Consider the following 22755-nt stretch of genomic DNA (forward strand, 5'->3'; position numbering starts at 1 on the left):
CACCCAGCCCAGCACGACCCCCCTCACCACCACCGATTCCCGCCTCATCGTGGCAGCCGGAGGCGGCGGAGCCAGCGCACCCGGCATCGCCCCGTGCAATCCGGCCGACGGCAGTCCTGGCGGTGACGCCGGGGCCGCAGGAGGCACCAGTACGTGTCCAGGCGGGCCCACCAGCACCGGCGGCGGGCCCGGCACACAAACCATGGGCGGCACCGCCGGAACCCCCAACGGCAGCCCTGGCAGCCCAGGCAACGGCGGCAACGGCGGCAACAGCGGAGGCGGAGGCGGAGGCGGGCTCTACGGGGGCGGGGGCGGAGGCAACCGAGTCGTCGGCTCCGGCGTCATCTCCTCCGGCGGAGGCGGAGGCGGCGGCTCGTCCCTCGTCCCGGCCGGCGGCACCGGCCCCACCGTCACCAGCGCCGCCGCGAGCATCACCATCAGCTACACCACGCCGGGCAAGCCCGTAACCACGTACCTGACCGCGATGCCGCAGCGCACCCGGGTCGGACTCCCGGTTGTGCTGAGCGACCTGGTCTGCCCCATCGGCGGCGCCACGACCAGGCCCACCGGCACCGTGACGTTCACCGACACCACCACCGGCAAGACCCTGGGCACCGGACGCCTGTTCCTCTCTCTGGGAAACTGCGCGGCGGCCGGGACCGTCACCGCCTTCCGCACCACCGGCCCGCACATCATCACCGCGGTCTACAGCGGCGACACCGTCTACCAGGGCAACGGCGCCAACCCCGAAACCGCCACCGTCACCGTGAACCCCTGACCTGGCTCCGTTCACAACTTCTGGCTCTGGCTCGTGTACGGGCCAGGGCCGGTCCACGGCCCCAGCCGGAGCCCTTGGGTACGCCTGGGAGCAGCGAGGACGATGGGAGGTGCGAACGGTGCCCAGAAGACGGGGTGGGCGAGGTCAGTGTGCGGCCGAAGCCCAGCCGCCTGGGCACCGGGACGGGGGTTGAGCTAGAACTGTCCGGCCTTCCGGCGCCGGTCGCCGTCCCGGTCCGCTCGGGCCTTGCAGATCCCCAAGGGTCGGCGGTCTCCAGACCTGGCGGGATGTCATCGGTCCCCCTGCCGCGCGTGAAGAGGAGACCGGGTGTGTCGCCAGCTACACCTGCTTGGTCCCGCTCTCGTCCTTGGCCTCGTGCGCGGGCAGTGCGGCGCGCGGCCTTTCTGTAGCGCATAGCCAGTCTCCTTCGAGCATCCCTCGGCGCGGGCCTGGTCCATGACCGGATGCTGGCGAACCTGAACAGCGAGGGCGTCGCGCGCGGCGCGCAGCCGAGCGAAGTCCCCGCCGAGGGGAGAACTGCCGTGCGTCTTTGTTCTGTCGCTGTGCTCGCGGCCGCCTGCTGTGTCCTGAGCCTTGGTGGCTTGGGGGCGCCCGCGCAGGCCGCGACCAAGCCGAAGCCCAAGGCATACCCGGCCGACGTGCAGCAGAGAATCGATGCGATCAAGGCGCGGGGAGGCCGCGCTATCAAGATCGTCGAAGTGCCGTTCGTGAGGGTCGCCAACAATCATCACGGCAGCGTCGTCAGGCCGAACAGCCTGCCGTCGCAGTGCGGGTTGGTCGTGCTGCTCTCGCGTTCGGGCAGCTACATCGAGAGCGACAGCTTCACCCACTGCACTATTCCGGCCGAGGAGATACAGATGCTGAGCGGAATCGCCCGCCTGCGCTGGGACGGCTGGGAGGAGCTGAAGACGGACGAGGACGGCAACGCCGGCCAGTACAGCCTCGCCATGGACTTCGACTACGACTGCGCCGGAACCGGCACCCACAACTTCAAGACGGTAACCAACGGCTACGTCGAGATGTGGGGCGAGGGACACCAGGCATCCGCCTACGACGAGCTGGACAACCAGAGGTGCTGACCACCTGAGTAGGCTTGGCCTGCGGAGGCGGTCACCAATGGACCCGAAGGCCAACAAGGTCAACCGGAATCTGGACTACACCCAGGGAGACGCTCCTGATAAGCCTTGGCCGGCTTCGGAGGACCTGAAGGACTCCGCAGGCGGCCCGCTTCCTCCTCCGGACGAACCGCATCGAGGCGACGACCGGGACGATTAGGCATCCCGGCACTCTCAGCATCCTGGTCACCGAGGATGGGCAACCCATCATCTCCGCCTGGAACGCCCCGTAGGGCAAGGCCGCCGCGTCGCATCTGACGTGAGAGACGCCGGAAGCAGATGAGTGCCGCGGCGATGCCCGCGAAGACAAGGAAGTGCTCGGCCCTGCGCTCGTAGCGGCGGTGAAGTCTGCGGCATCCGGCGAGCCAGGACACGGTGCGCTCGACGGTCCAACGGCGACGCCCCAGTCGCTGGGAGGATTCGATGCCTCGCCGGGCGATGCTCGGGGTGATGTTGCGCGCGCGAACCCATCGTCTGATGTCGTCGGACTCTGTCACGGACGGCAGCGTGCAGGGCTTCGGATGAACAGGGTGATCAGTGGTCCCGCGGTTCTTCGGCGTCCGATGAACGCATTGTTCACCGGTCGCCGAATCGGGTTGCCGTGCCGGTGAGTTCGCTCGTTCGGCGTTGGCGGGGGCCTGACGTACTGTTCGGGCTGCAGCCTGGCGTGCGGGTGGTGTGGGAGGGGAGGACGTGTGGCGGGGCAAGTTGTTCCTGCTCACCGTGTGGGTGGGATTCGGGGGTTCGCCGAGCGACTGGTGATGTCGGTGGCCCAGGACGCGGCGGTGTCGGACGGATACGGCGACTTCGCCTGCTCGCCCGGGGGTCTGTGGCTCGCGTTGTCGGCCGTCGCGGCCGGGGCCGGGATCGGGTCGGGTACCGCGCGGGAGCTGCGTGAACTGCTCGGTGTGGCCGGGCCGGAGGCCGCCTCCGCCGTCACCGAGGCGACGGCACTGCTGTCGGCGACGCAAGGCGTCGCGGTCGCGACAGGTGTGTGGTCGCGGATCGCGCTCTACCGGGACTACCGCGAGCGTCTGCCGGAGGTCCGCTTCGGCCACCTGGACCCGGCCGACGTCTCGGCGATCGACGCCTGGGGCAGGGAGCGCACCGACGGACTGATCGGTCAGCTGCCGGACCGTCCGAGCGGGGATGAGCTGCTTGTGCTCGTCAACGCGCTCCAGCTGGACGGCACATGGGCCGGTCGATTCAAGCAGGAGAAGACCTCCGACCAGACCTTCACCGACGCCCACGGCGTCGAGCGCCTCGTCCCGACGATGGCCAAGGCGCTGCCGCGGCCTTCGTACGCGTGGACCGTGAAGGCCCCCTCCGGAGATCCGCAGGACGAGGTGGACGTGGTCGCCCTGCGCTGCGAGGTGGAACCGGGCCGGGTGCCGCTCCAGGTGAGCTGTGTGATGGGAGCGCAGGGCCGGGGTCCGGCGGACGTCCTGCCGGCCGCCTGGGCGGCGCACGAGCGCCGCCGGCCGATCGACGCGGACGCGGTCACCATCGCGCTCCCGCGACTGAACCTGCGCACGCGTCTGCGCGCGGAGCGGCTCCTGGCCTCGCTCGGCGCGCCCTTGGCAGCGTCCGACCTCGCCGACTTCTCCGGCATGTCGCCCGAGCCGCTGCGCCTCGACAGGGTCAGCCAGGAGTCGGTTCTGATGATCGACGAGAAGGGTGTCCGAGCAGCAGCCGTGAGCCAGAGCTGGCAGAGAACTCTGGGCGTGTCCGGCCGCGTACCGCGCACCAGGCACATCGCCTTTGACAGGCCGTTCGGCATCGTGGTCTTCGCCGGCAGCACCGGACTGCCGTTGTTCACCGCCTGGCAGGCGTCGACACCCCGGTCGCCCCATGCCTGACGAGGTGGGCCACCCCCGGCGACCACGCCGGCCGCGCGAGCGGACGGCATGCCCGGACCCCGGGACGGAGCAACGGCACGGGGTACACCTCGACGCACGGGTTCGGTCGAAGAAGAGATCCGCAGCTCTTACGGCTGACGGCGTGGTCCGCGATGGAGGTCGGGATCTGCCGGGGCCTGGCGGGTCGGCCGGTGGGTGATCAGCAGGCCGTCTTTCGGCTCTGGAGCGCGGTCCGCAGCCAGCGCCGCAGAGCCGGCGGTCCGCTGAACCGATAGGGCGAACGGTCGCTTTCCAGCGCCAGGGGTGATCGGCTGCGGGGAATGCATCGCTCCGGTGACAATCCGTCGGAAGGATCTCCATGTCGGAGCACGTTTTCTCAAGGCTGGCCCGGACCGCGACCGTTTCGGCGCTCGCGCTGGCGACCAGCCTCGGCGCGAGCGGGGTGGCCGGTGCCGCCTCGCCCGAGGACCACCCCATCGAGGTGAGCATCGGCGCATCGGGCATCCAGGCGCCGGACAGCGCGAAGGGCGGCCTGGTCAGCTTCCGGGTCAAGACGGACGACCCGAACGGCCGCCAGCTCCAGGTGCTGCGCCCGCACGAGGGCGTGACACCCGGGCAGGTCTACCAGGACCTCGCCAAGGCCGTCAGCTCCCGCCCGCACAGCGCGGCCGAGGGGATTCGGGCCGTGAACCGGGAGGCGGACCTGCTCGGGGGAGCGCTCGTCACCTCGCGGGTGCACGAGCAGTTCACCGAGGAGATCGCGCCCGGCCCGGTCTACCTGCTCGACCTCACCGCGCTGCGCAAGGACCCGGCCCACCCGGTCGCCAAGCTGCTGACCCTGGCCGGCACCGGCGGGCCGAGCGTCAACCAGGCCCGCTTCGACGACGGCATCGTGATCGAGCACGGTCTGAGCTTCCAGACCGAGGACGTCGACCACGCGCACCTGGCCTACCTGGTGCACGACCAGTCCGACCAGATCCACGAAATGGAGCTGCGGCCGATCGGCGCGCACACCACCGAGGACCAGATCGCGCAGTACCTGCGGAACGTGCAGTTCGGGCGTCCGGCCCGGTCGCCGTTCACGGGGCCGGCCACCGGGTTCGGCGCCCTGTCCACGGACCACACAGCCTCGGTACAGGCGCACGGCCTGCAACCGGGGCGCTACGTGCTGCTCTGCATGGTGCCCGACGAGCGCAACGGCATCCCGCACGCGGTGCTGGGGATGCACAAGATCGTCACCCTGCAGTGACCTGACCTGAGCTGGCAGGCGGCCGAACTCCGCGGAACAGGGGGGCCTGCACCGGATGGCAACGGGGGCACGTTCGCGGCGGGCCCGGGCGGGGGCGAGAGCTGCCCGATCTGAAACGTTTGCCAGAACTGCAACTCGCCGGGATACGGTTGGGGCTCGTTCGAGAACTGAACCGATGGGTCGAGCGCAGCCCTGATCAACAACGTGTTCGCTCACTCGGCCGACGGCTCCGGCCACGGCCAGAACATGCGTAGCCGCCCGCCTCGCGGAGCCGGATGACTGCGGTTGCCACTGTTGGTTCCAACGGGGGCAACCGCTCCGCGGCTTTGGGTGCTGGCGCGATGAAGGCCAGCCTGCCCATAGTGCGCACCGCGAGGAAAAGAACGAGGAAAAGAACATCGCGGCCGTCAGTGCCAGCCCCAGATGGGCTGACCATCGTTTCCACCATCGCATCCACGAGTCCGGCGAGACGGCGAACGCTGATCCGTTCGCGGGTCGACTCGAGGGCGGACGCCCCGCTGCAGCACCTGGCGTCCGAGTCGGGACGACAGGATTTGAACCTGCGACCCCTTGACCCCCAGTCATGCCACCCTAATTCAAGGAGGTTGGACGCCGCTCGGGGGCAGCTCCCACTCGACAGGGAGCAGTTCGCATCACCTTGGGCGAAGTCTGGCACGCTCGCCTCAGTGGTGTGGCGGTAGTCACAGCAACGCTCCCTGTGTGGCGGACAGGACCGAGTGTGGAAGATTCTCTGCGCGTTCGGGTGCGATCCGGGGATCCGGGTGCATTTGAGCAGCTATACGAAGACCATGCGCGCGTGGTGTACCGGCATGCGGTGCGGATGACCGGCGACCGGACGGCCGCCGAGGACGTGGTCTCCTTGACGTTCCTTGAGGCCTGGCGGGTGCGGGAGAAGGTGCACCCCGACGGGGACAGCCTACGGCCCTGGCTGCTGGGCATCGCCACGAACGTGCTGCGTAACACGGCTCGCGCGGCCCGCCGCCACCGAGCCGCGATGGCGCGACTCCCCGTGGGCGAGTCGCTGCCTGACTTCGTCGACGAGTTGGTGTGCCGTCTGGCCGATGCCGAACAGTTGGCGGCAGCCCGCGCCGCTCTCTCCCGCCTGCGCCCCGCCGAGCAGGAGGTGTTCACCCTGTGCGTATGGGCGGGGCTCACCCCCGGTGAGGTCGCGCAGGCTCTTGGCGTCGCACCAGGAACGGTGCGCTCCCGGCTGTCCAGGGCCCGCATCAAGCTGCGCGAGCTCGCCGAACGACAACTCGCGCAGGAACGTGGGAACAGCCTGCAACGCCCTGGCGCCGGTGGACAGATACCAGGTGGCCGCGCTGACGCGGCCCGGTCGATTCAGGAGAACACGCGATGAATGCCACCTCGGACAGCACGTCGGAGGCAGTGCTTCAGGAGGAACTGGCGCTACTTCTGCCGGCTCCGGGCGATCCCGATCTCCGCGACGACCGTCATCTGCTCCGGAAGGAACACCTGATGCGTGAAATCAAGCGGCAGGCCGTCTCTGTCAGCGCTGCGTCTGCCCCCCGCCGTCGACGGCGGACCTACCTGGCCCTGTCGGGAACCCTTCTCGCCCTGACCGGCGGTGCGGCGATCGCGGCCACCACCATGTTGGGCAAGGCTCCCGCCTCCCAGCACAACCTGGTCCGGTGCTACAGCGCCGCCAGCTTGAGCGCCAACTACAGCGACACGTCTGCGGCGACAACGCCCGGGGTGGCACCGACGGACATCAGCGCGTCCGTGGCGGCCGCGGTCAACGCGTGTGCCGGGCTCTGGCAGGCCGGAGTCGTCCAGCCCGGGCGGGTCGGGGCGCCCTCGGGGCAACCTGACGGCAGTGTTCCGCCGCTCACCGCGTGCGTCCTCGACGACGGGGAGGCCGCGGTGCTTCCCGGCAAGAGTGCGCAGTTGTGTCAGGACCTGGGCCTGGCGCGACTGGCCGGTAGGCCGTAGAGCGGCAGCCGGCCCGGATTTCTCTCGGCGGGCCAGTGGTACTCGGAAGGTATTCGACGGGCGCCGCATCCTGCGGCTGACACCCAGTCGTGGACCCCGTTGGGCAGGGTCGATGATGCCCACAGATTCCGGCTCCGTGCAGCGTGCGGCCACAGACGATCCGTCATATAGCGCGCAAGGAAGATCTTCTGGTCTCTTCCGGCCATGTCCGTCCTACGCTCTAGCCCTGCTGCGATGGCCTACCTAGACTCGCCGCTCCAGCCAAGATCGTCATTGGGGAGGAACGACCATGAACTGGAAGACCAAGACCGCGACGACCCTGACCGCTCTCGGAGTCGCAAGCGGCGCGCTGCTCGCGACCGCAGCGCCCGCGTCGGCCACCATCACGTTGGGCGGCTGCACCTCCGGCTACCTCTGCGTCTACTCCGGTACGAACTTCGGGGGCACCAAGGTCATCGCCTCCAGCACCAACTCCTGCTTCGTGCCGCATAACCTCGGGATGAGCGGCATTACGTCCTACGTCAGCAACCTGCCGGTCAACGCCTACGTGTACCGATACAACGACATCGACAAGGACTACGACCAGATGCGCACGTTCAATTCCGGGGGCTACAGCAGCAGCATCGGCATCGCGGCCCTGGGCACTGGCGTTGCGGTCAGCAGCACCACGGCAATTGCGGACCAGGTCTGCGAGGGATCTGCCGTGCCCACGAAGTCGTACAGCTATTCCATCTGAGTACGTTGCCACCGCGTACGGCCCCGCCGGCTGCAACCGGCGGGGCTGCTCCAACCCTGGGCTGCGCCTCTGGGGCTCGTAGAGTCATCGCTGCAGGTGGGGCCCACCGGTCGAGTGACTCAACGGCCGATGCTGAGCAGCTCCAGATCGTTGGCGGGCCGCTGGGTGCGGATGATCGATTCCAGGTTCGACTCCTCACCGGGGGCACAGTCCGATTCGACCAGTCGAACCAGCAGACCTCCGGTGTGCTGCGCGAGGGCGCAGTGCCGGTGGTCCACAGCCCGGCTCCCAAGGACCGGCAAGCCGGCGTCGGTCCGCCGCCGGCGGCGGTGGCGCGCAGGACCGCACACGGGTCCACCGAATCCGCTCGTTGCACGGTCAACGTCCCGAAGTCGCCATCGGGTACGGGGAGAAGGGACGGGAAGTCGTACTCGATCGTCATGGTCCCCTGCGTGTAGCCGTTGGACTCCGGCTGCATCCCAGGCCAGTCGACGACCCTCACCAGTTCGCGCGGAGGTCCACCGAAACTGTCGAGCGCAGCCGTGTCCGCGGCGGTGATCACCAACTGCCGCAGCGGCATCCAGGCGAGGAGCACTGCCAGCAGCACGGCTCCGGCCGCACCCTGCGGAGCTCGGCCCGGCAGCATCAACGCAGCGACGACGACGAACACCGCCGCACTGATCAGCCACTCCAGGCACAGCACCGGAAAGCCCACAGCGCCGGGCAGTCGCAGGGTGTTCGGCAGAAACCACGGCAGAGCGCCGAAGGCGACCACAGCCCCCGCGAGTAGTCGCCCGCTGGTCCGGGTCAGCCCAACGAGCCGCACCGGAATATCGGCTGCCTCTCTCGCGGCGAATCCAAGGGCTCCGCCCAAGAAGCCGAGGCCGCATCCCAGGGCCACCAAAGTCTCGCCCGACAAGCCGGCCCACCTGACGGCGCACCAGGCCGTCGCGAAGCACAAGGGAGAGGCTGTCAGACCGACCACCAGCCGGAGCAGCAGCCAGGCTGCTCGCGGCCGTTCCAGGGCGTAGACCCACAGGCGGTGACGGCCATCGACCGTCAACGTCAGCTCCACCGGATTGACCGGGCCACCCTGCCAGAACATACTCGCGCAGCTCGATCCACGGCGGCACTTGACAGCTCTGAGGGGACGATGCGCAAGCGAATGTCTCTCTTTGCGCGGTCTTAGGCGGGGTGAGCTGGTCATGGGACTGGGGCCAGGCTGCCGACGGGCCTGGGTCAACAAGGCGGCTGCACTCGGTGAGGTGCTCTGCGGACGAGGTGCTTGAGCCCATGTCGTGCGCTCGACGGCATAGGTAAAGGCGAGGACGGGCTTTCGTACGGTGCTCTTGTCATACCTGATCGGTAAGGTCGCGATCATGACTTTGGATCACGACCTGAACGGCCACATCACCACGCGAACGGTGCTGACGCGCGGTGGCGAGGCCGAGACCTGCGCCGACCCCAGTGCAGTGATGACACTCCTCGCTGATTCGACCCAGACCGCGGGCGCGTTCACGAGCTACCGCTCGACCTTCGTGGAGGGGGCCACCGGCGCGCCTGCCCACTTCCACACGCGCGCCTGGGAGTTGCTCTTCGTGCTGGGCGGCTCGCTCCAGGTGTTGCTCGGTGAGGAAGTCACTGTCCTGCACCAGGGTGACTTCCTCGCCGTGCCTCCGGGCACCCCGCACGCCTTCCGCGCCGCCCCAGGCTCGGGTGCCGACGTCCTGTGCGTCTTCACGCCGGGCATGGACCGCTTCGACTACTTGCGCCTGCTGGGACAGGTCACCCGCGGTGAGGAACCCCCAAGCCGACTCGCCGAGACTTCGGGTCATTTCGACAATCACTACGTTGACAGCCCGGTCTGGCGCGCGACCCTGGAGGCCTCGGAGTGATCACCCCAGACACCCGCATCCGGATCGCCCGCCCCTCGCGGAACCTTGGGGCCGCCGAGCGCTTCTACGTCGAGGGCCTCGGGCTCGACGTTCTGTGGCGCACGACCGAGCGTGTGTCCGGCGAGCATGATCTGGTGATGCTCGGACTTCCCGGCGGCCCCTGGCACTTCGAGCTCACCCACGACCCCGAGCGGCCGCTGGAGCCCACGCCCACTGTGGACGACCTCTTCGTCCTCTATCTCGGTGCCGCGGTCGACGACGCCCTCGTCGACCGCCTCATCGCCGCGGGGGGCACCCGCGCCACTGCGCACAACCCCTACTGGGACCAGTACGGCGTGACTGTCGCTGATCCCGACGGCTACCGCCTGGTGCTTTGCTCGCGCTCCTGGAACGCCTGAAGCCCGCTGCCGTCGAGTGGCCGGATCACGGCTGAGGCAGGGCGGACAGCCCCTGCTCGGCCTCGGCCAGGATTCCCCGCTCGGCGAGCCGCTTGAGCTTCAGACGGACATTGTTGATGGTGCTCGGAGCGATCTCCACATCCATCGCCTCACACACCGTCCGCGCCCGCATCGGGACGTCGGCCGAAGCGAAGACCGCCATGATCTGCTCGTAGGCCGGATGGTCCGGCAGTTTCGCGGCCGGCGGCACAGGCAGCTCGGGATCGGGCAGTTCCAGCCGTGTCTTGCGCGTGATCCGGATCTCCTCGGCGGCGGTGTCGCGCCCGTCCAGCAGCGCTGTCAGCTCCGCGATCTTCCCCCGGGCCGTTTCGGCCTGCGCGGCGATCTCCCGCTCCCGGTCCTCCAGCCGCACGGGCAGCGCCCCCAAGGTCAGTTCTCCGCCGGTCATGCTCCGCGCCAGACGGGGGTGGAGGAGGTGCCGGTCAGCATCTCGACATCCGGTCGCTTACTGACTTCGGCACATCAGGGTGACCAGATGACGGCGGGCCGGCCGCCGCAGGACAGTGGCGCCGGGAGACGGTGCGGACGCAGGCTGCCGAGCGACACCCCTCGGAGGAGGCGTTTGAGCCGGTTGCGGACTCTGTTGCTCATTTCCGTTCATCTTCGTATCAGTCACTATCGTGGCGGCATGACCTCTCCCGTGAGATTCCAGATCGCCGTGGACGCAGCCGACCCGCACCGCCTGGCCGACTTCTGGGCCGCGGCCCTCGGCTGGGCCGTCGAGGACCACGAACCCGCCGTCCGCGCCGCGCTTGAGGCCGGGTACGCCGACGACACCGACGTCGTCACCCACAACGGCCGGCTCGCCTGGTCCGTCGCCGCGGCCGCCGTACTGCCGGGCAGCACCCGCGAGGACTCGGGCCGCCGCCTGCTGTTCCAGACCGTGACCGAGGCGAAGGCCGGCAAGAACCGGCTGCACCTGGACCTCAACGTCGGCCGCGACCGCCTCGACGCGGAGACCGAGCGGCTCACCGCCCTGGGCGCCACCGTCCTGTACCGGGTCGACGAGCCCGCCGGGTTCCACGTGACGCTCCAGGACCCGGAGGGCAATGAGTTCTGCGTGCAGTGAGCACGGTGTCGGGTGGGCGCCGATCGGGGAGCGGCACCAGCGTGGCGCGGGTGGGCAGCAAGAACTCGCCGAGGCTAGCGGACCCGGCAGCTGGTGGAGCACGGTACTGCGACACGCCCACCCGCTCCCGGCCACATCCTGACTTCGGCTCGTCAGAGTGTGGGTGGGTTGTCGAGGGTCAGACCGGTGCCGGCTATGAAGCCGTCGAGGTTTCTGGCCGGTACTGCAGGCGCTTGAGTCGGTTGCGGACGCGGGCTTCGAGTCGGTCCATGGCGACCACCGCCAGGTTGGCGTGGCTGCGCTTGACGTGTGCTCAGACCATTCGACGGGGTTCAGGTCGGGCGAGTAGGCGGGCAGCAGGAAGACTGTCAGCCAGGTGCGTTGGGTGATCAACTCGCGCATGGCGTGGGAGATGTGGGTGTTCAGGCGGTCCCAGACCAGCACGATCGGCGCCTTGACGAGGTGGTCGACACCGTCGACCAGGGCGATGAAGTCGCGCTCGCCCATGCTGCGGCGCTTGCCTCTGCCCGCGGGGGTGGGCGAGGACGCGGTGGCACAGTCGGGTGCGCGAGCCCGGCCGCATGGCGATCAACCCGACCACGGACAGGCGTCCCGAGCGGCGGCCGCTGACGGTCACGACCGGGGTGCGGCCTCGTCGGCCCCAGGTGCGGGCTTTGGGCGGTCGGCGGGTGAAGCCTGCTTCGTCCTCGACGCGGATGTAGCCCCCGCAGGCCGCCCGCGCCTTTTTCCTCCGCCCAGGTCGCCTCCTTCCACACGGTGACCGCCTGCTCGTCGCGCTCGGCCACCCGCCGGGCGGGGACCTGCGGGCTGAAGCCGAGCCGGTGCATCAGCCTCGTGGCACCCGACACGCTGTACGACACGTGGAACTTCCGCCCGATCAGCGTTGCCACCCGCGCAGCCGTCCACACCTGGTCCTCCACCCACTGACCTGTCGGATGTCGCCTTCCAGCGCAGCCCAGCTCCCGCAGGAACCTAGTCCGGCCCGCCCCTCAGCACGTCGCTGGCGTGAGCGACGACTGACGACTGCGCTCGAAACCCGGTGCCGGGATGGCGAGTTGACGGCGACGTCGGCTGCACGGCGCCTCCTGGAAGCCTTCGACGGCGCCCGGCCCTGCACCGTGAGGGCGCCGCGTTCCCGTGCCTACCCAAGGGTTTCGCGCGATGCCATGCTGGAGCAGTGTCTGACGAATCGTTCGACGGGGGAGCCGATTCGCCGGCCGGCTCGGAGCCGGGAGAGCCCGGGCCTGTGCAGGGTTCCCGCTCCCGGAGAGTCATGGGCGCGGTGGCCGTTGCCGGGTTCGTGGTCGGTGCGGGCTCCGTTGCGCTGACGTGGGGTCTGTCCGGTTCCGACGGGACGTTCACGCCGGTGGGACAGGCGCGCATCAGCGGTGGCGGCGTGGGGTCCTGCAGCGGCGCGGGGGGTCTCGGCTACGTCGACAAAGGGACGCTGGTGACCGTCCAGGACTCGGCGGATCGGGTCGTCGCAACCGGCTCTCTGGGAGCCGGAATGCTCGACAACACCGCCTGTGTGTTCCCCATCGTGGTGCCCGGCGTACCGAGCGGCTCGGACTCCTATTCGGTGCAGCTCCTCCTGCACGGGAAGACGAAGATCACGAACAAGCAGGCGCGGACGGGAGCCCTTGTCGTCAACCTCGGCTAGGTCTGGCCCAACCCCGACTCCGCACCTCTGCGGGGCGACCCGCAGCCGGTACAGTCCCCCGCACTCTCGCGTTTTCGAACAGTGGTCGCAAGGGAGCCGGACGAGCAGGCCCTGGTCCCTTTGCGGACCAGGGCCAGCACCCGGGAGCGACGCAGGTTTCGCCAGCCGAGTGGGCAACACCGGAGGTGCCCGAGCCTTCTAGGCGTAGGTGTGCGTCCTGGGCAGGTAGATGCAGATTCGCTGGCCGTTGTAGGTGAAGCAGTACGGACGCGGCGGCGGTACCGGCTGCGGCTCGCCGGTCTGGAGTGACTCCGCCTTGGGCTCGGGGCCGTGGGTGGCGGTGATGTTGAGATCCTGGAGCTTCTTCTCCAGTGCTTCGAACGTCAGTGAGCCGTTGGGGTAGGCCGATTGGAGCTGGCTGGCCAGGGCGGCAGCGGCAAGCGCTGTGGACTCGCTCACGACGACCTCGGGAGAGGGGTCCCCGCCGTGAATGGCGAGCCACAGTGCGATGATCCAGGCGGCGTCGAGCTCGTGCAGCTTCAACTCTTTGGTCTGTGCCATACATGACGTATACGCCTCAAACGCGGCCGGCTGACGTCGACGCACACGCGCCCGTGGCGATTCACCCTGTTCGGCGCAGCGCCGCTGGCGGGCAGGGGCGCCAGTGCCGCACCACGCAAGCTCGTCGCTGAGCACCTCGGCGGTGAGTGAGCCGAGTGAGTTCAGAGGCTGGTGGGGCCGGTGCCGGCGCCCGCCCCGGTTGACGGCTACGACAGCCCGACGGTGCGGCGGACCGTCTCGAACCCGACCACCTCGATACGTGGGGTCCCGTCGGGGTCGCGGGTCAGGCGGACCTTGTTCTCCACCAGCAGTCCGCCGGTCATCACGTAGGTGCCGTCCGGCAGGAGGCCGAGGGGCATGGTCCGTGGACCGAGGTGGAGGTTGAGATGGTGGCCGTCCCGAGTGAGCCGGTAGCCGGCCTCGTAGAAGCCCAGGTACGGCGCGGTGGCCGCCGGGTCGGCAGGTCGGGTCTGGCGGCCCAGGAGGCGCAGGCCTTCGAGAGCGGCCAGATACTGGGCGTGGATCTTGGCCGGGACGCCCCTGTTGAGCCCGAACCGCTCGCTGAGCAACAGGTTGAGGACGTAGAGGTAGAAGAAGGGGCCGGTCGGGGCCGGGTTCATCGCGTTGAGCACGACGAGCCCGAGGTCGTGCTGCGGTAGGAAGCCGATGAACGAGGTGAAGCCGTCGATGCCGCCGTTGTGCCAGATCAGCGAGGTCCCGTCGCGGTAACGGTTGTGGATCCAGCCCATGGCGTACCCGGAGGACGTGGCGTCGGGGTCGAGTTCTGGTGACACGGGGACGGGGATGTGCGGCTTCCAGCACTCGGCGAGGTTCCGCGCCGACACCACCCGGTGGCCGTTCACGGAGACGCCTCGTCGCAGTTGCATGCGCACGTAGGCGGCCATGTCGTCGAGTGAGGCGAGAGTGCCGCCCGCTGGGGCGTAGCTGCCGACCGGCCCGTACGCGAGCGTCCTGTTGGCGCCGGTGAGGTCTGGTCCGTAGCCGCGCATGAAGTCGACGACGAGCCCGCGCGGATCGTCGGCGATCCGGGCCCCGGTCATGCCGGACGGCCCGTACACCCGGCGCCGCATCTCGTTGGCGAACCGACCGGTCAGGTCGTCGTCGGACACCCCGGAGTGAAGCAGCGGCAGGTAGCCGCCCGCGGAATACACGGTGTTGTTGTAGATGAAGGTGGTGTCAGGCGGTGCCTTCACCGGGAGATTGACGAGGGACTGGAGCAGTTGAGGGGCTGTCGGGTCGCCCTCGTGCAGACCGGAGAGAGCAGGCGGTTCGTCGATCCCCGTGGCCATGCCCAGCAGATCGCGGACTCTCAGGGTGTGCGTCAGCTCATCGGTGGGCGCGCGGAATCCCGGCCAGGCGTCGGCCACTGGCTGGTCCCACGCCAGCCGGTGCTGGTCGACGTAGGTGGCGACGAGCAGCGAGGTCATCGACTTTGTCGTCGAGGCGACCAGGAACCGTGCCGACGGCGAGACCGGCACACAGGTGCCCAGATCCCGCACACCGAGCGGCAGAGTGAGCAGGACGCGGTCACTGCTGACCACGGCCACCGCCGCACCGACGAGGCCCATCGCCGTGAACTCGGCCCTCACCCGGTCGGCGAACGACGCCCATCCGCCGCCCGAATCCGCCGCCCGGGCAGCAGTGGGCGGCCAGGCGCTCAGCCCGGCTGACAGTCCACCCGCCATCAGCGCCTGCAGTACCGTCCTGCGCGTCGCCCGGGTCGATGTGCTCACCGTGGCGGAGCTGAGATCCACCCGACTGCCCTTCTCGTCGCCTCCGGGCCCTTCTCGGAGAGGCTTCCCTTGAGGCCCGCCTCCGCAGCGTATTCACCACCTACGACGACACTCGCGAACACTCCGCCCAGGGCGACGAAGCCTCACCCGATTGATCCGCCCAACCCGCCACCCGGGCCATCCGGACTCACCTCCAGGAACGTCCGAGCGAGGGAGCACCCACGCACGACTGGGTGTCGGACCTGCCGGAACCACACCGGCGAACGAACTCGTGCGACTGGCCGAGATCCGCCGGCGGATCGAGCACGACGACCGCGAACTGAAGACCGCCCTCGGCGTGGACCGCTTCGAGGGCCGCTCCTGGACCGGCTGCTGCCAAGCGAAGCGGCGGCTGTCGTCCATGCGCCACGAGCTGAGCCACCCACGAGCCACCGAACGGGTGGGAGGGTGGCCAGGTCGGGCAGCGACGTTCTCAAGCGGAACCTGATTCGTACCGACAAGGAGGACATGACCGATCAAGCGAAGCCCGTCGACCTGGTGCTGGAAGGCGGCGGCGTGAAGGGCATCGGACTCCTCGGGGCGGTCCTCACCCTGGTCGATGCGGGATACCACTTCCCGCGTGTGGCCGGCACCAGCGCCGGCGCGATCGTCGCGTCACTCATCGCGGCCTATCAGAAGGACGGCAGGGACCTGCACGGGCTGCGCGAGGTGATGGACACGGTCGACTACACCAAGTTCGCTGACGGTCCGGTCATCGCGCGCCTCACCGGGGCCCTGGGGCAGGGCGTCGAGGCGCTGCTGCACGAGGGCGCGCACTCGGGCGGTTACCTCGTTGACTGGCTCGGGGCCGAGCTGGCCAAGGCGAACGTGGTCACCTTCGCCGATCTCGCCATCTCCGATCAGGACGATCCGGACAGCTCCCTCGCCTCCTATCAGCGCTATTCGCTGGTGGTGCACGCCAGCGACGTGTCCCGTCGGGCACTGGTTCGCCTGCCGTGGGACTACCCGCAGTACGGTCTGCAAGCCGACCGGCAGCGGGTGGTGGACGCGGTACGGGCGTCGATGTCCATCCCGTTCTACTTCCGGCCGGTCCAGATCGAAACTGCGACCGGTACAGCGACCTGGGTGGACGGGGGTCTGCTCTCCAACTTCCCCATCACCGTCTTCGACCGGACGGATGCCAAGCCGCCGCGCTGGGACACCTGGGGCATCAAGCTCTCCGGCCAGCCAAGTCCGGCGCCGGACCATCCCGTGAAGACAGCCCTCGGCATCGCCATCACCTGCGCGGAGACGCTGACAAGCGGCTGGAACCGCTACCACCTGCAGGAGGAAGGCGTGGACCAGCGCACCATCTTCGTCGACACCCTGGGCATCGCGGCGACCGACTTCCAACTTGATGTGCAGACCCGGCAACGCCTGTTCACCAGCGGCCAGGAGGCTGCCCGGAAGTTCCTGGACCGGCAGCCCCGACAGGTTCCGCCGACGTCGTAGCGATCAGTGGGCTCAGGGGATTCGCTCCCAGCGCCCGCGCCACGACCCTGAAGCTGCTCCCGAGCTGAGAATGCACCGGCTCTCACGGCCCGGCGCCTCTCGGAAATGATCGAGTCAGGCCGGTGACGTCGTCGGTGCGGTGGCGTTCCAGCTGGCGAGGAGGTCGAGGGTCTCGGCGTCGCGGCTGCCGGGGGCGACGCCGCAGACGATGAGGTACAGGCCTTCGTCGGCGGCGAGTTCCATCGTCTCGTACGTGAAGGTCAACTGCCCGACGAGGGGGTGGTTGAGGCGTTTGGCGCCGGAGCGGTGGCGTCGGACTTCGTGCTGGGCCCAGCGTTCGCGGAAGGTGTCGCCGCGGGTGGACAGTTCGCCGATCAGGTCGGACAGGGCCTTGTCGTGGGGGTTGCGGCCGACTTCGGCGCGCAGGGTGGCGACGTTCTGGTCGGCGACGGCGTCCCAGTCGGGGTAGAACGCCGCCGCGGCCGGGTCGAGGAAGGTGAAGCGGGCGGAGTTGACCGGCCGGGCCGGGCTGTTGAAGACCGGGGCGAACAGTGCGCGGGCCAGGGGGTTGCCGGCGAGGACGTCGAGCCGGCCGTTGCGGATGTAGGCGGGGACGCCGCTCATGGCCTCCAGCATGTTCCACAGCTCGGGGCGGATCGGGCGGCGCTGGGGGTGGCGCGTGGCTCGGCCCTGGGCGGCGGTGCCGGCTGCGGCGTTGGCGGTACGGACGAGGTCGAAGAGGTGGGCGCGTTCGGCGTCGTCGAGGAGCAGCGCGCGGGCGATGGCGTCCAGGACGGCGTCGGTGGCGCCGCAGGCGTCGCCCCGCTCCAGCCGGGTGTAGTAGGGGAGGCTGACGCCGGCGAGCAGGGCGACTTCTTCTCGGCGCAGCCCGGGGACACGGCGGGCACCGGCGAGCGGGGAGACCTTCAGGCCGGCCTGTTCGGGGGTGACGCGGGCGCGCCGGGTGGTGAGGAAGTCGCGGATCTCGCTGCGTCGGTCCATGCCTCGACACTACGGCCGGACCCCGTTTCGGGCACGTGCCTGGGGGACCCTGGCAGGGTTCCTTTCACCGTCGAATCGGCGGCATGGGCGGTGTTGTCTGGGGAGCGATTCACCAGCAGCTTCACCGCAGGAGGCACCGATGTCCACCGCCGCTCGAACAGCCGATCCGGCCCTGGCGCCGGTCCGGCTCGCCGGTTCTGCCCGGCTCCGCTTTCGCCCCCGGCATGCGCACGGGCCTGGTCGGCGCAGCCGTCCTCCTCGCGGCCACCGGCGCCATCGGCCTCGCCGTGCCCCGCGCAGCTGACCCTCCTCAGCCGCCCGCACCGGAGCGGATGCCGTCACTGATCACCTCAAGGAGATTTGATCCCATGCGAGCCACCCTGATGTACGGCGCCGGGGACGTGCGCGTCGAAACCGTGCCCGACCCCGTGATCCAGCACCCGACCGACGCGATCGTCCGCGTGGTGCGTGCCGCGATCTGCGGCAGCGACCTGCACCCCTACCGATCCGCGCCCACCACTGTCGCAGGCCGGCAGATGGGGCACGAGTTCCTCGGCATCGTCGAGGACACCGGCAGCGAGGTCACCGGCCTGGGGCGCGGCGACCTCGTGCTCTCCCCGTTCACCTACGCCGACAACACCTGCTGGTGGTGCCGGCACGGACTGCAGACCTCCTGCCCTCACGGCGGCCGGTACGGTTTCGCCGGCGTCGACGGCGGCCAGGGCGAAGCCGTCCGCGTCCCCCAAGCCACCGGCACCCTGGTCAAGCTGCCGGTCGCGCCCGACTCCGCGCTGCTGCCCTCGCTGATGACCCTCACCGACGTGTTCTGCACGGGGCACCACGCCGCCGTCACCGCGAACGTCCGGCCGGGGACGACCGTCGCGGTCGTCGGCGACGGCGCCGTCGGCCTGTGCGCGGTCCTCGCGGCCAAGCGCCTGGGCGCCGAGCAGGTCATCCTGATGGGCCGCCACACCGACCGCACCACGCTCGGCGTTGACTTCGGGGCCACCGACGTCGTCCTGGCCACCGGCGCGGAGGGCGCCGAGCAGGTGCGGAAGCTGACCGCAGGCCGCGGCGCGGACGCCGTTCTGGAATGCGTCGGCTCCATGCAGACCCTGACCACGTCCTTCGCCGCCGTCCGCGACGGCGGTGTGGTCAGCCGGGTCGGCGTCCCCTCGTACACCGACGGGCCGATCGGGATGGACATGATCATGCGCAACATCACCCTGACCGGCGGCGTCGACCCGGCCCGCCACTACATCGACGACATCCTCCCCGACGTCCTGGAGGGCCGCATCCAACCCGGCCGCGTCTTCGACCGCACCGTCGACCTCGCGGGCGTCCCCGACGGCTACCAGGCGATGGCCGACCGCCGGGCCCTCAAGGTGCTCGTCACGCCGTGAACCACCCACCGCAACCGCAAACCGCCCGGAGAGCCTCATGACCACCAACGTGACGTTGAACAACGGCGTGACGATGCCCGCCCTCGGCTTCGGCGTCTTCCAGACACCCCCGGACGTCACCGCCCAGGCCGTCCGCACCGCCCTGGAGACCGGATACCGCCTTATCGACACCGCGGCCGCCTACGCCAACGAACGTGGCGTCGGAGAGGCCATCCGCGACTCCGGACTGCCCCGTGACGAAGTCTTCATCGAGACCAAGGTCTGGATCAGCGACTACGGCTACGACCAGACACTCCACGCCTTCGACAAGAGCGCCGGCAAGCTCGGCGTCGACCAGATCGACCTGCTCATCCTCCATCAGGCCCTGCCCAGCCGCTTCGACCTCACTCAGGACGCCTACCGCGCCCTGGAGACCCTGCTCGCTGACGGACGCGTCCGCGCGATCGGCGTCAGCAACTTCATGCCCGACCACCTCGACACCCTGCTCAAGCAGACCGGCATCGTCCCTGCGGTGAACCAGGTCGAGGTGCACCCGTTCTTCACCCAGCCCACGGTCCAGACCGCCGACGCCGGCCGCGGCATCCTCACCCAGGCGTGGTCCCCGATCGGCGGCATCACCAGTTACCGCGGCGCCGGAACCAGCACCTTCGATGACCCGACGATTGCCGCGATCGGCGCCGCGCACGGCAAGACCCCGGCTCAGGTGATGATCCGCTGGCACCTGCAGGAGGGGCGCTCGGCCATCCCCAAGTCGGTGAACCCCAGGCGGATCGCGGAGAACTTCGACGTCTTCGACTTCGAACTCACCCCTACCGAACTCGCGGCCCTCGACGCCCTCGACACCGGCGTCCGCGGCGGCCCCGAACCCGACCTCATCACCCTGGAGACCTTCGGCCGCGACATCCCCGAAGCCTGACACCCATTCAGCACCGCCTGCACTCGTGTAGGCGCGGGAACCGGCTTCTGCCTGCGCGGGCCCCTGCCCGAACGGCAGGGGCCTGCGCGAACGTGGTAGGAGCGCAACCACGCTGCGCCTGCCCGTCGGGACAGCATGAAGGCGCTCATCGCGTCGCCGGCCCGCAGCGCCCCGCAGGGGGCGATCAGCGGCACCAGGGGGCACACACCCCTGCCCGGCGACACGGATGCCGCGCCGCTCGGCCGCCTGGTCCGTCGCGACGAAGGGCCTGCGCGTGACCGGATCCGTCCGCCGCGCCGGCCCGCGTGTGAGCGGCAAGTCGACACGTGCCGCAACGCGTGCCAGAGCCGCCCGGAGCCGTGCCTCCGGGGCGGGAGTGCTCCCGATCTTCCCGCTTCCCGATCGCCTGTGGACGGCGAGCGGCGTCAGGCGGTGACTGCCGCGGGTTCCAGGCGGACGACGACGCCCTTGGAGGTGGGGCAGTTGCTGGCGTCGGCCACGCTGTCGAGGGGGACCAGAACGTTGGTCTCCGGGTAGTAGGCCGCGGCGGAGCCGCGGCTGGCGGGGTAGGAGACCACGGTGAAGTTCTTCGCACGGCGTTCGACGCCGTCGTGCCACACGCTCACCAGGTCCACCTGGTCGCGGTCGGCGATCCCGAGTTCGGCCAGGTCCTCGGGGTTGACCATGACGACGCGCCGGGCGCCCAGGACCCCGCGGTACCGGTCGTTCAGCGAGTAGGGGACGGTGTTCCACTGGTCGTGGGAACGCAGGCTCTGCAGGAGCAGGTGGCCCTCGGGGACGAGCGGCATCTCGAAGGCGTTGCAGGTGAAGGTGGCCTTTCCGGTCGGGGTGCGGAACGTGCCGTGGTTGACGGGGTTCGGCAGGTGGAAGCCGCCGGGCCGGGAGACTCGCTCGTTGAAGTTGTCGAAGCCGGGGACCACGCGGGCGATCCGGTCCCGGACGGTGCCGTAGTCGCCCTCGAACTGTTCCCAGGGGATGTCCGGCGTGGCGCCGAGAGTCCTGCGGGCCAGCCGGGCGATGATCGCGACCTCGCTGAGCAGCCAGGGGGACGCCGGTGGCAGCTTGCCGCGGGAGGCGTGCACGTCGCTCATCGAGTCCTCGACGGTGACGAACTGTTCACCGCCGGCCTGGACGTCCCGGTCGCTGCGGCCCAGCGTGGGCAGGATCAGCGCGGTCTCACCGCAGACGGTGTGGGAGCGGTTCAGCTTGGTCGATATGTGGGCGGTCAGTCGACAGCCGCGCATCGCCCGCTCGGTTGCGGCGCTGTCGGGGCTGGCCCGGACGAAGTTCCCGGCGACGCCGAGGAAGACCTTGGCGTCGCCGTCGAGCATCGCGCGGATGCCCCGCACCGCGTCGTAGCCGTGGTGTGCGGGCGCGGTGAAGCCGAACTCGCGTCCCAGGGCGTCGAGGAACGACTGCGGCATCTGCTCCCAGACGCCCATGGTGCGGTCACCCTGGACGTTGCTGTGGCCGCGGACGGGGCACACGCCCGCTCCGGGCTTGCCGATGTTGCCGCGCAGCATCAGGAAGTTGACGATCTCGCGGATGGTGGCCACGCCGTGTTTGTGCTGGGTCACGCCCATCGCCCAGCACACGATGGCGCTCCTGCTGGCGAGAACCCGCTCGTGGACCTGCTCGATCTCTTCTCGGGTCAGCCCGGTGGCAGTGAGGATGTCGCTCCACGAGATCGTGCGGGCGTGTTCGGCGAACTCGTGGAAGCCGGTGCTGTGGGTGTCGATCCAGGCGTGGTCGAGCACGGTGCCGGGCGCGGCGTCCTCGGCCTCCAGCAGCAGCTTGTTGAGGGCCTGGAACAGGGCGAGGTCCCCGCCGGCGCGGATGTGGACGAACTGGTCGGCGATCGGCGTGCCGCGGCCGATCACGCCCCGGGCCTTCTGCGGGTGCTTGAAGCGCATCAGGCCGGCTTCGGGCAGGGTGTTGACGGCGACGATCTGGCCGCCGTTGCGCTTGGTCTCCTCCAGGGAGGAGAGCATCCGGGGGTGGTTGGTGCCCGGGTTCTGGCCGACGACGAAGATCAGGTCGCTGTGGTGGATGTCGTCGAGGGAGACGCTGCCCTTGCCGATGCCCAGGCTCTGGCCGAGTCCCCGACCGCTGGATTCGTGGCACAGGTTGGAGCAGTCCGGGAGGTTGTTGGTGCCGTAAGCGCGTGCGAACAGCTGCAGGAGGAAGGCGGCCTCGTTGTTGAGTCGGCCCGAGACGTAGAACAGGGCTTCGTCAGGGGAGTCCAGCGCCCGCAGTTCGTTGGCGAGCAGGCTGAGGGCCTCGTCCCAGCCGATCGGCTCGTAGTGGGTCGCGCCCGGGCGCTTGACCATCGGCTCGGTGAGGCGTCCTTGCTGGTTGAGCCAGTAGTCCGACTTGTCGTCCAGGTCCTCGATCGAGTGCTCGCGGAAGAAGTCGGCGGTGATCCGCCGCGAGGTGGCCTCGTCGTTGATGTGCTTGGCGCCGTTTTCGCAGTACTCGTTGAGGTGCCGCTGTCCCGGCTTCGGTTCCGGCCAGGCGCAGCCCGGACAGTCGAAGCCCTTCACCTGATTGATGTTCAGCAGGGTCAGGGCGGTCCTGCGCGGCGACGTCTGCGACAGCGAGTACTCGAGCGCGTGGGTCACTGCCGGGACGCCGGTCGCCCAGGTCTTGGGTGGTGTGACCTTGAGGTCGTCGCTTGGGTCCTCGTCGGTGCTCATCGCTGGATCTGTCCCGTTCTGATGGATCGTGCCGCCCGTCGCGCGGGCACGGAAACCGGAGTGGCCCTGGACCCGC

The 22755-nt window shown here is 69.6% G+C and carries 20 protein-coding genes and 3 pseudogenes; 15 read left to right on the forward strand and 8 right to left on the reverse strand.

What is annotated here, in order from left to right; translation table 11 throughout:
- On the forward strand, positions 1-778 hold a 778-nt coding region (locus TR49_RS46295; protein ID WP_268874053.1), incomplete at its 5' end, for an Ig-like domain repeat protein.
- Positions 779-1242: 464 nt separating this feature from the next.
- A complete protein-coding gene (locus TR49_RS05545) occupies positions 1243-1878 on the forward strand; it encodes a hypothetical protein (RefSeq protein WP_152627079.1) in 636 nt (211 codons plus the stop codon).
- Positions 1879-2171: 293 nt separating this feature from the next.
- Here TR49_RS05545 and TR49_RS45220 read toward each other — a convergent pair.
- Positions 2172-2378: pseudogene (locus tag TR49_RS45220) on the reverse strand (transposase); the annotation flags it as partial.
- Between the two features lie 261 nt (positions 2379-2639).
- Here TR49_RS45220 and TR49_RS05550 point away from each other — a divergent pair.
- From TR49_RS05550 to TR49_RS05570, 5 genes are all read left to right on the forward strand, one after another.
- Positions 2640-3773, forward strand: a complete 1134-nt coding sequence (locus TR49_RS05550; protein ID WP_236653230.1) for a serpin family protein — start codon at positions 2640-2642, stop codon at positions 3771-3773.
- A gap of 358 nt (positions 3774-4131) precedes the next feature.
- Positions 4132-5022, forward strand: coding sequence for a hypothetical protein (locus TR49_RS05555; protein ID WP_042377675.1), 891 nt, complete (start codon positions 4132-4134; stop codon positions 5020-5022).
- A gap of 739 nt (positions 5023-5761) precedes the next feature.
- On the forward strand, positions 5762-6403 hold the full coding sequence (locus TR49_RS05560; RefSeq protein WP_042377677.1) for an RNA polymerase sigma factor: 642 nt from the start codon (positions 5762-5764) through the stop codon (positions 6401-6403).
- On the forward strand, positions 6400-6996 hold the full coding sequence (locus TR49_RS05565) for a hypothetical protein (RefSeq protein WP_042377679.1): 597 nt from the start codon (positions 6400-6402) through the stop codon (positions 6994-6996). The genes TR49_RS05560 and TR49_RS05565 overlap by 4 nt, the downstream gene beginning before the upstream one ends.
- Before the next feature lie 289 nt (positions 6997-7285).
- Positions 7286-7732: a peptidase inhibitor family I36 protein gene (locus TR49_RS05570; protein ID WP_042377683.1), complete on the forward strand. Its 447-nt coding sequence runs from the start codon at positions 7286-7288 to the stop codon at positions 7730-7732.
- Between the two features lie 119 nt (positions 7733-7851).
- On the opposite strand, the gene TR49_RS43580 is transcribed toward TR49_RS05570, so the two are convergent.
- Positions 7852-8010: a hypothetical protein gene (locus tag TR49_RS43580; RefSeq protein ID WP_160311544.1), complete on the reverse strand. Its 159-nt coding sequence runs from the start codon at positions 8008-8010 to the stop codon at positions 7852-7854.
- Between the two features lie 1101 nt (positions 8011-9111).
- Between TR49_RS43580 and TR49_RS05575 the strand changes: the two genes are divergently transcribed.
- Both TR49_RS05575 and TR49_RS05580 read left to right on the forward strand, forming a co-directional pair.
- Entirely contained in the window at positions 9112-9627 is a 516-nt protein-coding gene (locus tag TR49_RS05575) for a cupin domain-containing protein (protein WP_042377908.1), read from the forward strand.
- Positions 9624-10025 carry a VOC family protein gene (locus TR49_RS05580; protein WP_042377692.1) on the forward strand — a complete coding sequence of 134 codons (402 nt, stop codon included), beginning with the start codon at positions 9624-9626 and terminating at the stop codon, positions 10023-10025. Before TR49_RS05575 ends, TR49_RS05580 begins: the two co-directional genes overlap by 4 nt.
- Before the next feature lie 25 nt (positions 10026-10050).
- On the opposite strand, the gene TR49_RS05585 is transcribed toward TR49_RS05580, so the two are convergent.
- Positions 10051-10473 (reverse strand): hypothetical protein, encoded by a 423-nt coding sequence (locus tag TR49_RS05585; RefSeq protein ID WP_042377693.1) that lies wholly within the window; start codon positions 10471-10473, stop codon positions 10051-10053.
- A 240-nt stretch (positions 10474-10713) separates the two neighbouring features.
- On the opposite strand from TR49_RS05585, the gene TR49_RS05590 reads away from it, so the two are divergent.
- Positions 10714-11154 (forward strand): VOC family protein, encoded by a 441-nt coding sequence (locus TR49_RS05590; protein ID WP_042377694.1) that lies wholly within the window; start codon positions 10714-10716, stop codon positions 11152-11154.
- A gap of 152 nt (positions 11155-11306) precedes the next feature.
- Here the strand turns inward: TR49_RS05590 and TR49_RS46975 are convergent.
- A pseudogene (locus TR49_RS46975) lies at positions 11307-12098 on the reverse strand (IS630 family transposase); the annotation flags it as partial.
- Positions 12099-12448: 350 nt separating this feature from the next.
- On the opposite strand from TR49_RS46975, the gene TR49_RS05595 reads away from it, so the two are divergent.
- A complete protein-coding gene (locus TR49_RS05595; protein ID WP_052434035.1) occupies positions 12449-12835 on the forward strand; it encodes a hypothetical protein in 387 nt (128 codons plus the stop codon).
- A 198-nt stretch (positions 12836-13033) separates the two neighbouring features.
- Here TR49_RS05595 and TR49_RS05600 read toward each other — a convergent pair whose 3' ends face one another.
- Positions 13034-13396: a hypothetical protein gene (locus TR49_RS05600; protein ID WP_152627080.1), complete on the reverse strand. Its 363-nt coding sequence runs from the start codon at positions 13394-13396 to the stop codon at positions 13034-13036.
- Positions 13397-13602: 206 nt separating this feature from the next.
- The gene (locus TR49_RS05605) at positions 13603-15150 is read right to left on the reverse strand and encodes a serine hydrolase domain-containing protein (protein WP_152627081.1); all 1548 of its coding nucleotides are present in this window, start codon (positions 15148-15150) and stop codon (positions 13603-13605) included.
- 215 nt (positions 15151-15365) lie between these two features.
- On the opposite strand from TR49_RS05605, the pseudogene TR49_RS45225 reads away from it, so the two are divergent.
- Both TR49_RS45225 and TR49_RS05615 read left to right on the forward strand, forming a co-directional pair.
- Positions 15366-15520: pseudogene (locus TR49_RS45225) on the forward strand (IS701 family transposase); the annotation flags it as partial.
- A gap of 137 nt (positions 15521-15657) precedes the next feature.
- Positions 15658-16641: a patatin-like phospholipase family protein gene (locus TR49_RS05615; protein ID WP_042377702.1), complete on the forward strand. Its 984-nt coding sequence runs from the start codon at positions 15658-15660 to the stop codon at positions 16639-16641.
- Positions 16642-16755: 114 nt separating this feature from the next.
- Here TR49_RS05615 and TR49_RS05620 read toward each other — a convergent pair whose 3' ends face one another.
- Positions 16756-17643, reverse strand: coding sequence for a helix-turn-helix transcriptional regulator (locus tag TR49_RS05620; RefSeq protein ID WP_042377703.1), 888 nt, complete (start codon positions 17641-17643; stop codon positions 16756-16758).
- Between the two features lie 368 nt (positions 17644-18011).
- On the opposite strand from TR49_RS05620, the gene TR49_RS05625 reads away from it, so the two are divergent.
- Together TR49_RS05625 and TR49_RS05630 are read left to right on the forward strand one after the other, a co-directional pair.
- Positions 18012-19046, forward strand: coding sequence for a zinc-binding dehydrogenase (locus TR49_RS05625; RefSeq protein WP_042377705.1), 1035 nt, complete (start codon positions 18012-18014; stop codon positions 19044-19046).
- 37 nt (positions 19047-19083) lie between these two features.
- Positions 19084-19962, forward strand: a complete 879-nt coding sequence (locus TR49_RS05630; RefSeq protein WP_042377706.1) for an aldo/keto reductase — start codon at positions 19084-19086, stop codon at positions 19960-19962.
- 425 nt (positions 19963-20387) lie between these two features.
- Here the strand turns inward: TR49_RS05630 and TR49_RS05635 are convergent, their stop codons facing one another.
- On the reverse strand, positions 20388-22679 hold the full coding sequence (locus tag TR49_RS05635) for an FdhF/YdeP family oxidoreductase (RefSeq protein ID WP_042377708.1): 2292 nt from the start codon (positions 22677-22679) through the stop codon (positions 20388-20390).
- Between the last annotated feature and the right edge of the window lie 76 nt (positions 22680-22755).

This window comes from Streptacidiphilus melanogenes (genome assembly GCF_000787835.1).
GTDB classification, from domain to species: domain Bacteria; phylum Actinomycetota; class Actinomycetes; order Streptomycetales; family Streptomycetaceae; genus Streptacidiphilus; species Streptacidiphilus melanogenes.

Bases quoted from the DNA above. Each gene is read 5' to 3' on its own strand.
- TR49_RS05545 (WP_152627079.1), top strand. From the start codon at position 1,243: ATGCTGGCGAACCTGAACAGCGAGGGCGTCGCGCGCGGCGCGCAGCCG.
- TR49_RS05555 (WP_042377675.1), top strand. From the start codon at position 4,132: ATGTCGGAGCACGTTTTCTCAAGGCTGGCCCGGACCGCGACCGTTTCG.
- TR49_RS05565 (WP_042377679.1), top strand. From the start codon at position 6,400: ATGAATGCCACCTCGGACAGCACGTCGGAGGCAGTGCTTCAGGAGGAA.
- TR49_RS05570 (WP_042377683.1), top strand. From the start codon at position 7,286: ATGAACTGGAAGACCAAGACCGCGACGACCCTGACCGCTCTCGGAGTC.
- TR49_RS05575 (WP_042377908.1), top strand. From the start codon at position 9,112: ATGACTTTGGATCACGACCTGAACGGCCACATCACCACGCGAACGGTG.
- TR49_RS05585 (WP_042377693.1), bottom strand. From the start codon at position 10,473: ATGACCGGCGGAGAACTGACCTTGGGGGCGCTGCCCGTGCGGCTGGAG.
- TR49_RS05590 (WP_042377694.1), top strand. From the start codon at position 10,714: ATGACCTCTCCCGTGAGATTCCAGATCGCCGTGGACGCAGCCGACCCG.
- TR49_RS05595 (WP_052434035.1), top strand. From the start codon at position 12,449: ATGGGCGCGGTGGCCGTTGCCGGGTTCGTGGTCGGTGCGGGCTCCGTT.
- TR49_RS05600 (WP_152627080.1), bottom strand. From the start codon at position 13,396: ATGGCACAGACCAAAGAGTTGAAGCTGCACGAGCTCGACGCCGCCTGG.
- TR49_RS05615 (WP_042377702.1), top strand. From the start codon at position 15,658: ATGACCGATCAAGCGAAGCCCGTCGACCTGGTGCTGGAAGGCGGCGGC.
- TR49_RS05620 (WP_042377703.1), bottom strand. From the start codon at position 17,643: ATGGACCGACGCAGCGAGATCCGCGACTTCCTCACCACCCGGCGCGCC.
- TR49_RS05625 (WP_042377705.1), top strand. From the start codon at position 18,012: ATGCGAGCCACCCTGATGTACGGCGCCGGGGACGTGCGCGTCGAAACC.
- TR49_RS05630 (WP_042377706.1), top strand. From the start codon at position 19,084: ATGACCACCAACGTGACGTTGAACAACGGCGTGACGATGCCCGCCCTC.
- TR49_RS05635 (WP_042377708.1), bottom strand. From the start codon at position 22,679: ATGAGCACCGACGAGGACCCAAGCGACGACCTCAAGGTCACACCACCC.